Origin of the sequence: Paenibacillus sp. F411, from assembly GCF_017582705.1 — a bacterium.
Classification (GTDB): domain Bacteria; phylum Bacillota; class Bacilli; order Paenibacillales; family Paenibacillaceae; genus Paenibacillus_AQ; species Paenibacillus_AQ algicola.
This window is the reverse complement of sequence record NZ_JAGFIP010000006.1, coordinates 157,858-170,853: the sequence shown is the minus strand read 5'-3', so window position 1 is coordinate 170,853 and position 12,996 is coordinate 157,858. Positions and strand designations below refer to the sequence as shown.

Here is a 12,996-nt window from a genome sequence, read left to right as displayed (position 1 = left end):
GGGGGATTCAGGGGATTCGGTATAGAGTCTAAACAATATGGACTTTCATGAGGAATATATCCCTCGTTCCCCCGTCTCCTGCTATAATTGTAATCATTATGTAAGTAATAGGTAGCAAGTGATAGGAGCGAAAGCTATGGTAAGCATCAAGGACATAGCCAGGCGTGCGGGAGTATCGATTTCGACTGTATCCTATGCGCTCAATGGCAATCCCAAAGTCACCGAGGAGACGAGTAAACGGATTCTTGCCGTGGCGAAAGAGCTGAATTATGTGCCGAACGCGGCCGCTCGCACCCTGAAGAAGCGGGAGACGCGAATTATTGGTGCGTTCCTGACGACTTTTGAAGGCGCTTTTTACGGCAAGCTGCTTCAAGGAATGAAGGAAGAAATGAACAAGCGGGGCTACGATCTCGTCATTTGCAGCGGAACACAATCCCATCGGATGCTGCCTGAAGGTATACTGGACGGTGCGATTATCCTCGATCGCCTATTCTCAGATGAGGAGCTGCTTCTGCATGCGAATCGGGGGCATAAGCTCGTGGTGCTCGACCGGGAGCTCAAGCATGATAATATCGTGCAGGTGCTGCTGGACAACAAAGCCGGCGCGACGTTTGCCATGGAGTATTTAATCCGCAATGGTCATCAGAAGCTGTACGCGGTGACGGGCCCGGAAGGTTCGTTCGACTCTGAACAGCGTCTTGGCGCGGCCCGGCAGACGGTGGAGAGGGGAGGCCCGCTTATCACTTATAAGGAGATCCCGGGTAATTTTGATAAGGCAAGCGGCGAGGCGGCAGCCTTGCGGATCATATCGGAGTACGACGGGCCCGTAGGCGTCTTCTGTCTCAACGACGAGATGGCGATCGGTATGTACCAGGCTTTGAGAGGAACACCCTATCGGGTCGGCGAGCATATTCATGTGGTCGGCTTCGATCATATTGACATTACGGATTATGTACAGCCGCGCATGGCTACCATCGATTACTCCGAACGGCGTTGGGGGGCTGTAGCGGCAGAGCAGCTTATCAAGCTGGTGGAAGGCGACAGCTCCGCGCAGCATGAACGAATTTACGTCGGGCTGGTTGAAGGAGAATCTGTAGGGCCGGCGAGCGCTGGCATGTAAAAAAGGACTTTTTTATGGATGAAAGAAGATTGTTGCGAGTATCGAGTAAGTGCGCTATTTATGTAGTTAAGGCCTGGCGAAAACGCTGTTGAAGTTTACCTTGTATTGTAGCATTGAACTAGTTAACTAGAAGAAGGTATCTACCTCACTGATGAGGCGATGCCTTCTTTTTAATTTGCAGTCGGTCGTGCTTGTCAGCAGCAAGCTGCATTCTAACGGTTGCCACAGCGCTTAATGGTGCTAAACAGTCGCATTCCCCAATCTAACGGTTGCCACAGTGGCTAAATGTGCGAAAATGCGAGCTTTTAATTAACTAGGGTTCAAATAGCCCCGCTGGCAACCGCTAGAGCTACTAGCCGGCGGCTGGAGAGGCGCACAAATCCTTCAGCAACCGTTAAAGTTACCGAAGCACGATTATCATAACGCGACCTGGAATTTACCCACCCATCAGCAACCATTGAGGTTACCGACCAACCTCTGCGGTAGCCGCCAGAGTTACAATTCGCCGGACCCCATATTACATCGCTTCTGCGAATTAAGACTCACGCCGGGAAGAGATGGTATGGGTACATAGAACTTGAAAAAATGGATTGACAAGTCTAAAGTCCTACATTATATTAAGCATATAATGTCGAAAAAAAGATATATTTGGCAAACTTGTCGAAAGACTAGGACGCAAAGCCACGGGTCTAAAGCAATGAGAATTGCTACGATCGCCGGGTTGCAGCAGCAGACACATGTCTGCTTGTTCCTCTGTCCTTTTACATGGGCAGAGGTTTTTTTGTTACCAAATCAAGCGTTGATCACTGCATGAGGGAGAGCCTATGACTGATTCAAGCCCGATCGATTCACTTCTGGAGATGTATTTGTTTGAAAATTCCACTTTGCTGGAGCAGCTAGAGAATATCATTTTGGAATGCGAGCATGTCAATGCTTACCCGGCAGCAGCCGTCCACGAGATCTTCCGGATCATGCATACGATTAAGGGCTCCTCCACCATGATGCAATTCAATCACATTGCCGCTTTGTCGCATGCGATGGAGGATCTTTTTGCGTATTTAAGGGAACGGGAAGAGGTGCTGGCTGACTATTCCCAGCTGTCCGAGCTCGTGCTTCAAGGCAGTGATTTCATCAAGATCGAGCTGCTCAAGCTGCAAAATGGACATATCGCAGATGAAGACAGCGCGACTCTGACCCACAGAATTACGGCTTATCTGGACCAGCTGAAAACGAACCAAGACCCATGTCCTTCTACGTCCTCGGAGGATGATCATGAAATCGGTTTAGCGAATCTGGACGCTCCTGCGGCCGGGTTTAAAGCGGTTGTATTTTTCGGCAATGACCCGGGAATGGAAGGTGTAAGAGCTGTTCAGCTTATTCAGAGCCTGGAAGACATCGAGGCGAATTACAGCTATCATCCCAAGGATTCACTAGGGGGAGCAGAAGAGACTGCATTTATCCGGAATCATGGCTTCCAGCTTCTTTTTCAGGATAAGCATAATTACAGTGAGGTGCATCAATGCATCAGAGAGGCTTGCGGCGTGACGGCCGTTCAATTGTTTGACAGTGACGCTGACAGCAGCAACCACAGCCGCCACAACGGTAAGCGTGACAATGAACCAACCACAGCTCCTCGCCCGGCACATCCAAGCTCAAAAAATGGAGCGGAGGATAAGGTGCCTCTGGCAGCGGTTGAGCGTTCCCCCATGCAGTCAGCCAGCTATCTGAGCGTAAATGTCAGCAAGCTGGATGAGCTGATGAATCTGATCGGCGAGCTTGTTATTGCGGAATCCATGGTCACCCAGCATCCGGAGCTTCAAGGGCACCCGCTGGAGCAGTTCAAGCATGCCGCCCGGCATCTTACCAAGATTACCAAGGAAATTCAGGATAAAACGATGTCCATTCGCATGGTGCCTCTGGAAAGCTGCTTCCACAAAATGAACCGGGTGCTGCGGGACATGTCCAAGAAGCTGGACAAGGATATCCGGCTTCAGCTGATCGGCGAAGAAACCGAGGTCGATAAGAGCATCATTGACAAAATAACGGATCCTCTGATGCATCTCGTCCGCAATGCCGCGGATCATGGATTGGAGACGGGCCCTGAACGAGAAGCCGCGGGAAAAGCGCGGACCGGAACGCTCACGTTAGAAGCCCGGAACACGGGCAGTGAGGTTATGATTATCGTTCGGGACGACGGCCGGGGGATGGACCGGGGAAAGCTGCTAGCTCGCGCGCGCGAGAAAAATATGCTTTACAAGGAAGAGGCCGACATGTCTGATCGGGAGGTCTATCAGCTGATTTTCATGCCGGGTTTTTCGACCAAAGACAGTATCTCCGAATTTAGCGGCCGGGGAGTTGGCATGGACGTCGTGCTCCAAAATATTGACAGCATCGGTGGAACCGTATTCATCGACAGTGAGCCGGGACACGGCTCTGCCATTACCATTAAAATTCCGCTGACACTGGCCATCATTGACGGCATGAATGTGAAGGTAGGCTCCTCTCGCTTCACCCTTCCGATTTCTTCCATTAAGGAATCGTTCCGGCCACAAGGCAAGGATATCATCAGGGATCCGGATGGCTGTGAAATGATCATGGTCCGGGGGCAATGCTATGCCATCATTCGGCTGTATGAGCATTTCAAGCTCCATTCCGATGTCCAAACGGTGGAGGACGGCATTTTAACGATGGTAGAAGTGGACGGGCAGCAGGTATGTCTTTTTGCAGATGAGCTGCTTGGTCAGCAGCAGGTGGTGATCAAGGCTCTGCCGGTCTACATTAAGAAGCTTACGAATTTAAAAGGAATTGCGGGATGCACGCTCTTAAGCGATGGGAGCACCAGCTTGATTCTGGATATTCCGCATCTGATATCACATTAGGGAGAGGATCACATGGGGCAGGCGTCCAATTTGGCATTACAGGACGATGGGGGACAGGTTGAGGATACGCTGACAGGGAAGTTTCTAACGTTTTTGGTGGATCAGGAGTACTACGGCATTCCGATTCAATATGTAAAAGAAATTGTGGGGCTGCACACCATCACGGAGGTCCCGGAAATGCCGGTGTACATCAAGGGCATTATTAATTTAAGAGGCAGAATTATTCCCATAATGGATATCCGCCTTCGATTTAAAAAGCCATACCGGGCATACAATGACCGGACTTGCATTATCGTTGTGGACATTGATGAGCTGTGTGTCGGTCTGATCGTGGATAGTGTGTCTGAGGTATTGTGGATTGCAAGTGAAGACATTGTTCCTCCTCCGGGTCTTGGCATCGGCGGCGCGAGATATGTGATGGGAGTCGGAAGGTCCGATGGCGGCGCGAAGCTGCTGCTCGACTGTAACCGGCTGCTTAATGATCATGAGCTGGAACAGCTCGATAACCTAAACACCCCCAGGGAGGAACTGTAATGAAATGGTTCATGGATTTGAAAATTGGTAGAAAGCTCATTCTTTCGTTCGTATTTGTCGCGCTTTTGGCAGGAGTGGTGGGCACAGTTGGCGTCCTGAATATGAACAATATCGACAAGGATTACAATCAGCTATATGCAGATTACGGAGTCGCTGTAGGTGATATTGGCTCAGCAGGAATATCTTTTCATCAGATGAGAGCTTCCATACGGGATGTGATGCTGACTGAAAATTCAGCAGACAAGCAGCAGTACGTGGAAGATGCACGGAGTAAGCTCCCGCTAATCAACGCTGCATTAATGAGGTTTGAGGAGTCTCTGGTAAATGAGTCCACCCGCCAAATCTTCAATGAGCTGCAGCAAACGCTTCAGCAGTATGAAACGGTGTTTGAAAATGCGATGGCTCTGGATCGCGATGGACAAACCCAGCAGGCCTACGAGCTGATTCAGACCGAGGCGAATGCGCTAGCTGGCGTCGCGTCCGGGTACATAGCCCAGCTGTATGATAACAAAATTACCGACGGCTATGCATTGTCAGAGCAGCTGACCGACCAGACCAATACGACCATTGTAACGATGATTGTCATTGTGGCAGTTTCCGTCCTTTCGGCAATCGTGCTGGGTTTATTGATTTCCCGGTGGATCAGCGGACCGATCCGTAACATGGTTCATGTGGCAGAAAGTATTGCTGATGGAGATTTGAATGTTGCTATTGAAGTGAATTCCAAGGATGAAGTGGGCGTGCTTGCCGCAGCCTTCCAGCGCATGACCGATAATTTAAACAACGTCATGAACAATATTCAGACCGCTTCCGAGCAGGTTGCTTCCGGTGCAAGACAAGTATCAGAGGCCAGTATTACGCTATCCGACGGTGCTACCGAGCAGGCAAGCTCGGTGGAGGAATTAACGGCATCTCTACAAGAGGTATCAGCGCAAACACAGCAAAATGCGGGGGGTTCTGACCGTGCCAATCTTTTGGCAGTAGAGACCAAAGCCAATGCAGCCAGAGGCAGCAGCCAAATGAAGGATATGCTGGAGGCGATGGAGGATATCAATCAGGCCTCGGCCAGCATCTCCAAGATCATCAAGGTGATTGATGAAATTGCGTTTCAGACGAATATTTTGGCACTGAATGCGGCTGTGGAAGCTGCCCGTGCCGGTCAGCACGGCAAGGGGTTTGCGGTGGTAGCAGAAGAAGTACGGAATTTGGCAGCACGATCGGCGAATGCAGCGAAAGAGACGACAGAGATGATTGAAGGCTCCATGAAAAAAGTAGAAGCAGGCACCAAGATTGCCAACGAAACGGCCTCGGCCCTGCAGCAGATTGTCGACGATATTTCACAGGTTGCGGAGCTGATTGACCAGATTGCGGTGTCGTCCAATGAACAGGCAGCTGGGATTAACCAGATCAATCAAGGCTTGATTCAGGTCTCCCAGGTGGTACAAGGAAATTCGGCGACCTCGGAAGAAAGCGCAGCAGCGAGTGAGGAGCTGTCGAGCCAGGCAGAGCTTTTGAATGAGCAGCTGAGTAAGTTCAAGCTTCGTAAAATCCATGGGTCAGTCAGCTACCGGTCTCAGCCTATGTCCCCTGATCTGATTCGCATGATCGAGAAGCTGAGCTATTCTGCGGACAGACCGGCTGCGGAGCCTGTGGTGGCTTTCAAGGAATATAAGGAAAAGCCGCTGAAAATCTCCCTTAGTGACGAGGAGTTTGGAAAATATTAGTTCTTGAATGAGCTGCGATTAGAGGGGGGGCGCCCCCTCTTTTTTAGTCAGGAGAGGTGAAGGATTGCGATGATTCAAATTACAGATCAGGAGTTTCAGCAGCTCGTGCATTATATTAAGCAGCATTACGGCATTCATCTGAAGGCCGAGAAGAGAACGCTGGTCATGGGGCGCTTGGGAAGTGTGCTGCAGCAACTGAGGATGAACAGCTTTACGGAATATATCGAATATGTGCAAGCCGATCCAACGGGGCAGGCCTCGCGTCTGCTGGCAGACAAAATTTCCACGAACCACACGTTTTTTATGCGCGAGCCAGAGCATTTTTTGTTGTTCCGGGATCAGGTTCTGCCGAGTCTGGTGCATCAAGCCAGGGATCAGGATCTGCGGGTATGGAGTGCAGGCTGCTCTACGGGCGAGGAGCCGTACACGCTTGCCATGATCATGGACGAGTATTTTGGCTTGGAGAAGTCGGAGTGGGACACCCGGGTGCTCGCCACGGATCTTTCGAGCAAGGTGCTGGATACCTGCAGGGCAGGTCTGTACGAGGAGGAGAAGCTGCAAGCGCTGCCGGCTCCGTGGCGCAAGGCTTATTTTCAAGCTGCAGGCCCCGGGAAGTTTAAGGTAGCCAAAAAGCTGCAGCAGGAGGTTATTTTTCGCCGATTTAATCTGATGGAGCCAGTGTTTCCATTTAAAAAGAAGTTCCACGTCATATTTTGCCGGAATGTGATGATCTATTTCGATGCCGTGACCAAGCGCCAGCTTGTGGAAAAGTTTTATGAGTGGATGGAGCCGGGGGGATATCTGTTTATTGGGCATTCAGAAACGCTTGATCGGGAGCATACGAAATTCAAGTATATGATGCCGGCGGTGTACCGAAAGGAGGGGTAAGATGAGAAAAATCCGGGTGCTCGTTGTCGATGACTCCCTGTTGTTTCGCGAGGTGCTTTCGCGGGGGCTGATGATGGATCCCGGCATTGAGGTGGTAGCCACCGCAGAAGATCCTTTTGATGCCAGGGACAAAATATTGGAGCTTCGGCCCGACGTCATGACCTGTGATATTGAAATGCCCAAAATGAACGGCATTGATTTCATCCAGCGTCTTCTGCCGCAATATGCCTTGCCGGTCGTTGTGATCAGCACGATCAGTCATGCCGTGTTTGATGCCTTGAAGGCGGGAGCGGTCGATTTTCTGGCCAAGCCGAATGTGCAGACCTTGCAGCAGATGCAACTCTTTATTCAAGAGCTGATTACGAAGGTGAAGACGGCGGCAAAGGCAAATCTGGTACAGCACAGAGCTTCTCCTGCTCTATCCCGTGCATGGCCGTCACCCGCAGCAGCCGCGGAGGATCGGTTGATTGCGGTTGGTGCATCCACGGGAGGTACGGAAGCCATCCACGATCTGTTAAAAAGCCTGCCCGACGATCTGCCGGGCATGCTGATTGTACAGCATATTCCGCCGGTGTTCTCTCGCATGTTTGCAGAACGGTTGAACCAGTTCTCCGGTTTTACGGTATGTGAGGCGAGCAGTGGACTATATGTGCAGCGCGGTCATGTGTATATTGCTCCCGGCGATCAGCATATGAAGGTGAAAAAGATAGGCGACCGGTACAGAATTGAGTGCTTTCATGGTGACAAAGTGAATGGTCACTGTCCGTCGGTAGATGTACTGTTTGATTCTGTCGCCAAGGAGGCAGGGGTCCATGGCATCGGGATTATTCTGACCGGGATGGGATACGACGGGGCAAAAGGGCTCATGTCCATGCGCCGCAAAGGAGCCCGCACGCTCGGACAGGACGAGGCTTCTTGCGTCGTCTACGGCATGCCCAAGGCCGCCTACCAGCTTGGCGCGGTGGAGAAGCAGGCTTCTCTCACGCACCTGCCCAGAGTGCTGTGCAGCATGATCTAGACCGGCCGGGTAGGAGCGGGTGTGGGTGTGGCTATGGCGGCGGGCCTGGCTTTGGTGCTGGGCCTGGCTTTGGTGAAGCTAGGGCTCTAACGGTTGCCACAAGCGTTAACTAGCAGCTATTGTGCACATTGCAAATCTAACGGTTGCCAGAGTGGCTAAACAACGCAAATTGCAAGGAAAACGCGCAGTTCAGTGCAAATAGCCACTGTAGCAACCTTTAGAAAGAGAAATGTTACTCAATACCTCCAATAAGCACTGTGGCAACCGTTAGCCGCACCTATCTCAACTACGAGACCTCAAAGTGTGCAAACGTAACTGTCCCCGCCACCGTCAACACACTAAATATCACTCGGGCTCGCGGGCATCCGTTAGAGCAGGAGCGCGGTCAGAAGCAGTAGCAAGTATTAGCCGCGGGATCAGGCACAGCAGTGAAACCCATGGTAGTTGTCCTCACTCTAGTCATTTTCATCCTTAAAGTGTGATCACTTGTAGACGATCAGCCTTATTTACGAAGTTGATAAGTGCGATAGCGCAGTTTGCCGCTGGCTACGGTGAGCAGTTTTTTGCCGACCAGGGTACGAAGAAGGACTCGGGTGCGGTTCTCGGACAGGCCGAGGTGGGATCAATTTTTCTGAGTTGCAAATGATGCAATTTCGTGCAGGAAATGCACGGCAAGTCATTAGGTTTGCAGTAATATTTAACTCGAAGGGGGAGAGTAGGAGGTTGGATAGTCTGGAAAGGATGAATAGCGTCACGGATATATCGAAAAGAATTTAGTGGACATAACTCGCATGATGAGATAGCAAAGATCGCTTTGCTCTACGTATATTGTCATGAATAGTGATAAAGTGTATTGAGAATCCCACTAAATATTGAAATGGAATTCGTGCACATTTGGAAAAAGTTAGTTAGACTTTCTCTTTTATTTTAGTGATTATCTGGTAAATAATAATTGCTAAGATAGATAGAGCAGCCAATCCTGCAAATATATATATTAAATACATAAACCATCTAATTGGTTTTGGTAAACTATTCATATTTACTCTTTTAGTAGGAGCCCCCATTACATTACGATAATGATCGGTCACACTATTGAAAGATACGTCATCATTCAATTCGTTTAAATCATACTTTTGATTTTCGTCCTCAGGCTTATGATCCACTTCGATCACTTCCTTGTTATAATTTTACTTTAATGTGAAATAAGATTATAATATAAAACACTTTTTATTTCCAAAGTTACATTCGATATTAAATTTGGTTGGCTGATCCGAGTATGTGTATGGGTGGAGGATCAGTTCAAAATTCATATACTATAAATCACTAACAGGGAGGTATATACATGAAGAAAAAATATTTACTGGTTCCCGCCGCAGGAGTTTGTGCTTTAGCTATGATGTTATCAATGGTTTCTGCTTCATCTAATAACAGTAATTCAAAATTAATCAGTCAATCATTTGATGAGATGAAAGTAACGATTGATAAGATCGATAAGATCAGTGCTATACAAAATCAAAATTTGGCATCTTTTGATACACTGAAAGTAGACGTAGAAGACTTTGTTTTTTACAAAGCAAATGCACAATTGGTTGCGAAACTGAAAAACACTGAAGTGCCCAGTGATCAGTATCTAATTGATAATATGCTAAAAGACAAATTAACTGCATATGAAGCTATACAGCAAGGAATTACTGTGAGCGATGAGGAAGTACAAAAAGAGATCGATTTTCAACGAGATGTATTTGAAAATCAAATGGATTTGTCATCTCCAGAAGTACAAGATGTTTACGATATGATGAAGAACAGAATCAGAATCACAGGATTATCTGAAGAGGAATTTTGGAAGGCTGATTTCGTTAAACAAGGTTATAAAGATGCATTATTGGAAGGGAAGTTAATGAATTCTTTGCGTGGGGACGATAGAACTTTTGAAACCATTGAAGACTTCCAGAAGTACAAAGAAGAATTATTAACCAAGTATAAGGATAAAGTCAGGTTAAATCTTGACGTACTCAACAACATCTGATTTTCCAAAAAATTGTTTCTAGGTGTAAGAATTACATTCCCCAAGGATCTATCTTCTCAATGACCGAAGAAAGGATCAAATTTATAGCTTAAACTTCATTAGCAGAGTATCTAGTGGTCTTCTCAAGTTATGAAGTAATAATTCTTGCTCGCCAACTCAGCTGAGGTATATTGGAAGGAATAAAATAAACCTTGTGAGCGGAAGTACCGCAGACACTGACCTTTTGGGGTAGAAGTCTGCGGTTTTTTATGTTCAGGTTAATATAGGAGGATGTTAGGATGAAAAACTGCACATTTTGTTCAACCAAAACCGCTATGCTGTTCACACATATGGACCATGATTCAGGGGAGTTTTGTATTGAGTGTTATTTGTAGTTGCATGGTTCGTGTGGGGTTTGTAGCTTTCCATTGGTTCCGTTAGGGATTGAATTGGATGTGGATTATCTACTAAAAGCAAAGTTCATCGGCTTTAGTAGTCGGCTTTAGTAGGAAGAGCTTTCTGTTCTCTTTGTTTAAATTCATTTTGTGTTAACAAAAATAGCCGCCATATCACGAGCCTGCTCTTTCAAGAGGCTCGTAATACAGCGGCATGTGCTTCATACCGTAAGTTTTTCAATGTTTATGCCAGGTGCGGGGAGCGCAGGGCCCGCTTCCTGCGCAGGGCTCATGCACGTCCTTCCGGCATAGCTCTTGCCTCGGCACACGCCCTGCACCGCACGCTCACGCTCTGCCTTGCCCCGACACGCGCCCCGCTTCCCGCACGCGCATCGCGCGCTGCCCGCATAAACGGCCCCGCATACCGGGGCTTTGCCCACACCCGGCTTACTTCCGCTTCTTCTCAGCCGCAGCCTCCGGCACCGGCACGGTGCGGAAGAAGGCCTTGATCTCCTCTCGCCGTGTCTTCGGCAGGAGGATGTACAGAATGTCGTCTTCGAGGAGCAGGGTCTGCCCTCTTGGCGTAATAATCTTGCCCTCCCTCACGATTGCGTTGATCAGCGCGACGTGGGGGATCTGGGATTCCCGAAGCTCCTTGCCGGCGACCCGGGAGCCGGGCTCCACAACAATTTCGATAATTTCCGAATTGGTCTGGCCCATGGATACGAGCTCCAGACTGTGGGGCACGGATACTTTTTTGCCGCCGGAAAGGCCTAGCTTGTTAGCTAATGGTGTAATAGTCGCCCCTTGAATGAGTGCGGACGTCAGCACGACGAAGAACACAACATTAAATAGCAGCTGGCTTCCTTCCAGTCCGGCCATCATCGGATAAGTGGCCAGTACGATCGGTACGGCCCCGCGCAGCCCCGCCCAGGAAATAAACGTAATCTCCTTCAGGTTGAAGTTCAGAAACCTCAGGCTGATAAACACGCCAATAGGACGCGCAACGAACATCAGCAGGAGAGACAAGGCAAGTCCTTGCCATACAATATGAATCAGCTGATTCGGGAACACGAGCAATCCCAGCAAAATAAACATCAGAATCTGCATCATCCACGCAAAGCCTTCATTAAAGCGGAAGATGGAGTGCCGATACGTCAGATCCGAATTGCCGACCAGCACGGCCATGACGTAAACGGCGAGCAGCCCGCTGCCCTGCAGCAAAGCTGTGACACTATACGTAAGAATCGCCAGGGCCATCGAGAGCACGGGGTAGAGCCCGGACGAATCCAGATTGATTTTGTTAATAATCCAGACCGAGGCTTTACCGAACAGCAGTCCGGCGGCGAGGCCCAGTCCCATTTGCCAGAACAGCCCCAGCACCATCGACCATACACTGGTATCCGGCTGCATGATGAGCTCGATCAGGGCAACGGTCAAAAAGATCGCCATCGGGTCATTTGTCCCCGACTCGGCTTCCAGCGTAGAGGTCAACCGGGGCTTAATATTCTTGTTGCCCAGGACAGCAAATACGGCTGCGGCGTCCGTGGAGCCGACGATGGCTCCGAACAGCAGGCCTTCCAGCCAGCTGACGCCCAGAATATATTTGGCCAGCACCCCGATAATTGCAGTCGTAATAAACACGCCAACGGTGGCTAGCGTGACGGATGGGATAATAACTTTTCTAGTGCTGGACCATTTGGTCTGCAAGCCGCCCTCAAACAGGATCACAATCAGAGCAAGCACCCCGAACAGTTGAGTCAGAAAGGCACTATCATAATAAATAAACCGGCTGAGGATCATCCCGACCGCAATAAAGAATACAAGGGAAGGGACTCCTAACCGGGAAGAGAATTTCGTGGTAAAGACTCCGATCACTAACAAGGCTGAAAATAATAAAACGGAACGATCGACTGTGAACTCCAAACGGCATTCCCCCTCTGCTGCACTCATAAATATTGTAGCCCAAAATGGCACAGACGACAAACCGGATACAAGATGTAGATGTCTGCCAGGAAGTGATCACATGCTTGATGCGAAGCGGATACTAGGGAATAATGAAAGTACATACTTTATTTAAAGAGAGGGAGAGGACGCATGAGGATGGCAGCGGCGGTGCTGCTGGCCGTATGGCTTCTTCTGATGGGCTATCAGTTTTTTACGATGGAGCCGATCGGATTTCAGGGAGAAGTCGTTCATTACATCGGCGGATGTCTGTTGTTTTTTCAGCTGCTGGCGTGGCCGTTTGTATTCAAGGTACCGAAGGTGACTTGCGGGTTTATGCTGTTTCTCGCGCTGCTCTCCTGGGGCGTGGCGAGGGTCATGAATCCGGCGTATTACGCCTTTGTGGCGGTCAACGCAGTCTTTGCGCTGCTGAGCTATGGCGGCCATCGGGAGCTGGCCCGGGCAGCCTCTGGTAAAAATATCTAACCC

Annotated in this window: 10 protein-coding genes and 1 riboswitch; of the genes, 8 read left to right on the top strand and 2 right to left on the bottom strand. The window is 49.3% G+C overall.

Annotated elements, in window-relative coordinates; translation table 11 throughout:
* Positions 1-136: 136 nt before the first annotated feature.
* From JJQ72_RS08920 to JJQ72_RS08895, 6 genes are all read left to right on the top strand, one after another.
* Entirely contained in the window at positions 137-1,120 is a 984-nt protein-coding gene (locus JJQ72_RS08920) for a LacI family DNA-binding transcriptional regulator (protein WP_138224871.1), read from the top strand.
* A gap of 640 nt (positions 1,121-1,760) precedes the next feature.
* Positions 1,761-1,849: riboswitch (cyclic di-GMP riboswitch) on the top strand.
* Between the two features lie 95 nt (positions 1,850-1,944).
* Positions 1,945-3,999 carry a chemotaxis protein CheA gene (locus JJQ72_RS08915; RefSeq protein ID WP_208203424.1) on the top strand — a complete coding sequence of 685 codons (2,055 nt, stop codon included), beginning with the start codon at positions 1,945-1,947 and terminating at the stop codon, positions 3,997-3,999.
* Positions 4,000-4,011: 12 nt separating this feature from the next.
* Positions 4,012-4,533, top strand: a complete 522-nt coding sequence (locus tag JJQ72_RS08910; protein ID WP_138224873.1) for a chemotaxis protein CheW — start codon at positions 4,012-4,014, stop codon at positions 4,531-4,533.
* On the top strand, positions 4,533-6,257 hold the full coding sequence (locus tag JJQ72_RS08905) for a methyl-accepting chemotaxis protein (RefSeq protein WP_208203423.1): 1,725 nt from the start codon (positions 4,533-4,535) through the stop codon (positions 6,255-6,257). Before JJQ72_RS08910 ends, JJQ72_RS08905 begins: the two co-directional genes overlap by 1 nt.
* 69 nt (positions 6,258-6,326) lie before the next feature.
* Positions 6,327-7,145: a CheR family methyltransferase gene (locus JJQ72_RS08900; RefSeq protein ID WP_138224875.1), complete on the top strand. Its 819-nt coding sequence runs from the start codon at positions 6,327-6,329 to the stop codon at positions 7,143-7,145.
* Position 7,146: 1 nt separating this feature from the next.
* Complete coding sequence (locus JJQ72_RS08895; RefSeq protein WP_208203422.1) at positions 7,147-8,163, top strand: protein-glutamate methylesterase/protein-glutamine glutaminase; 1,017 nt, start codon at positions 7,147-7,149, stop codon at positions 8,161-8,163.
* Positions 8,164-9,071: 908 nt separating this feature from the next.
* On the opposite strand, the gene JJQ72_RS08890 is transcribed toward JJQ72_RS08895, so the two are convergent.
* Positions 9,072-9,326 carry a hypothetical protein gene (locus JJQ72_RS08890; RefSeq protein ID WP_208203421.1) on the bottom strand — a complete coding sequence of 85 codons (255 nt, stop codon included), beginning with the start codon at positions 9,324-9,326 and terminating at the stop codon, positions 9,072-9,074.
* A gap of 179 nt (positions 9,327-9,505) precedes the next feature.
* Between JJQ72_RS08890 and JJQ72_RS08885 the strand changes: the two genes are divergently transcribed.
* Positions 9,506-10,189, top strand: coding sequence for a hypothetical protein (locus JJQ72_RS08885; protein ID WP_208203420.1), 684 nt, complete (start codon positions 9,506-9,508; stop codon positions 10,187-10,189).
* Positions 10,190-11,010: 821 nt separating this feature from the next.
* Here JJQ72_RS08885 and JJQ72_RS08880 read toward each other — a convergent pair.
* Entirely contained in the window at positions 11,011-12,489 is a 1,479-nt protein-coding gene (locus tag JJQ72_RS08880; protein ID WP_138224879.1) for a potassium/proton antiporter, read from the bottom strand.
* A 171-nt stretch (positions 12,490-12,660) separates the two neighbouring features.
* On the opposite strand from JJQ72_RS08880, the gene JJQ72_RS08875 reads away from it, so the two are divergent.
* Positions 12,661-12,993, top strand: a complete 333-nt coding sequence (locus JJQ72_RS08875) for a hypothetical protein (RefSeq protein WP_208203419.1) — start codon at positions 12,661-12,663, stop codon at positions 12,991-12,993.
* Positions 12,994-12,996: the final 3 nt, after the last annotated feature.

Excerpts from the sequence above, each read along its gene's own strand:
- JJQ72_RS08920 (WP_138224871.1), top strand. The coding sequence starts at position 137 with ATGGTAAGCATCAAGGACATAGCCAGGCGTGCGGGAGTATCGATTTCG.
- JJQ72_RS08915 (WP_208203424.1), top strand. The coding sequence starts at position 1,945 with ATGACTGATTCAAGCCCGATCGATTCACTTCTGGAGATGTATTTGTTT.
- JJQ72_RS08910 (WP_138224873.1), top strand. The coding sequence starts at position 4,012 with ATGGGGCAGGCGTCCAATTTGGCATTACAGGACGATGGGGGACAGGTT.
- JJQ72_RS08905 (WP_208203423.1), top strand. The coding sequence starts at position 4,533 with ATGAAATGGTTCATGGATTTGAAAATTGGTAGAAAGCTCATTCTTTCG.
- JJQ72_RS08900 (WP_138224875.1), top strand. The coding sequence starts at position 6,327 with ATGATTCAAATTACAGATCAGGAGTTTCAGCAGCTCGTGCATTATATT.
- JJQ72_RS08895 (WP_208203422.1), top strand. The coding sequence starts at position 7,147 with ATGAGAAAAATCCGGGTGCTCGTTGTCGATGACTCCCTGTTGTTTCGC.
- JJQ72_RS08885 (WP_208203420.1), top strand. The coding sequence starts at position 9,506 with ATGAAGAAAAAATATTTACTGGTTCCCGCCGCAGGAGTTTGTGCTTTA.
- JJQ72_RS08875 (WP_208203419.1), top strand. The coding sequence starts at position 12,661 with ATGAGGATGGCAGCGGCGGTGCTGCTGGCCGTATGGCTTCTTCTGATG.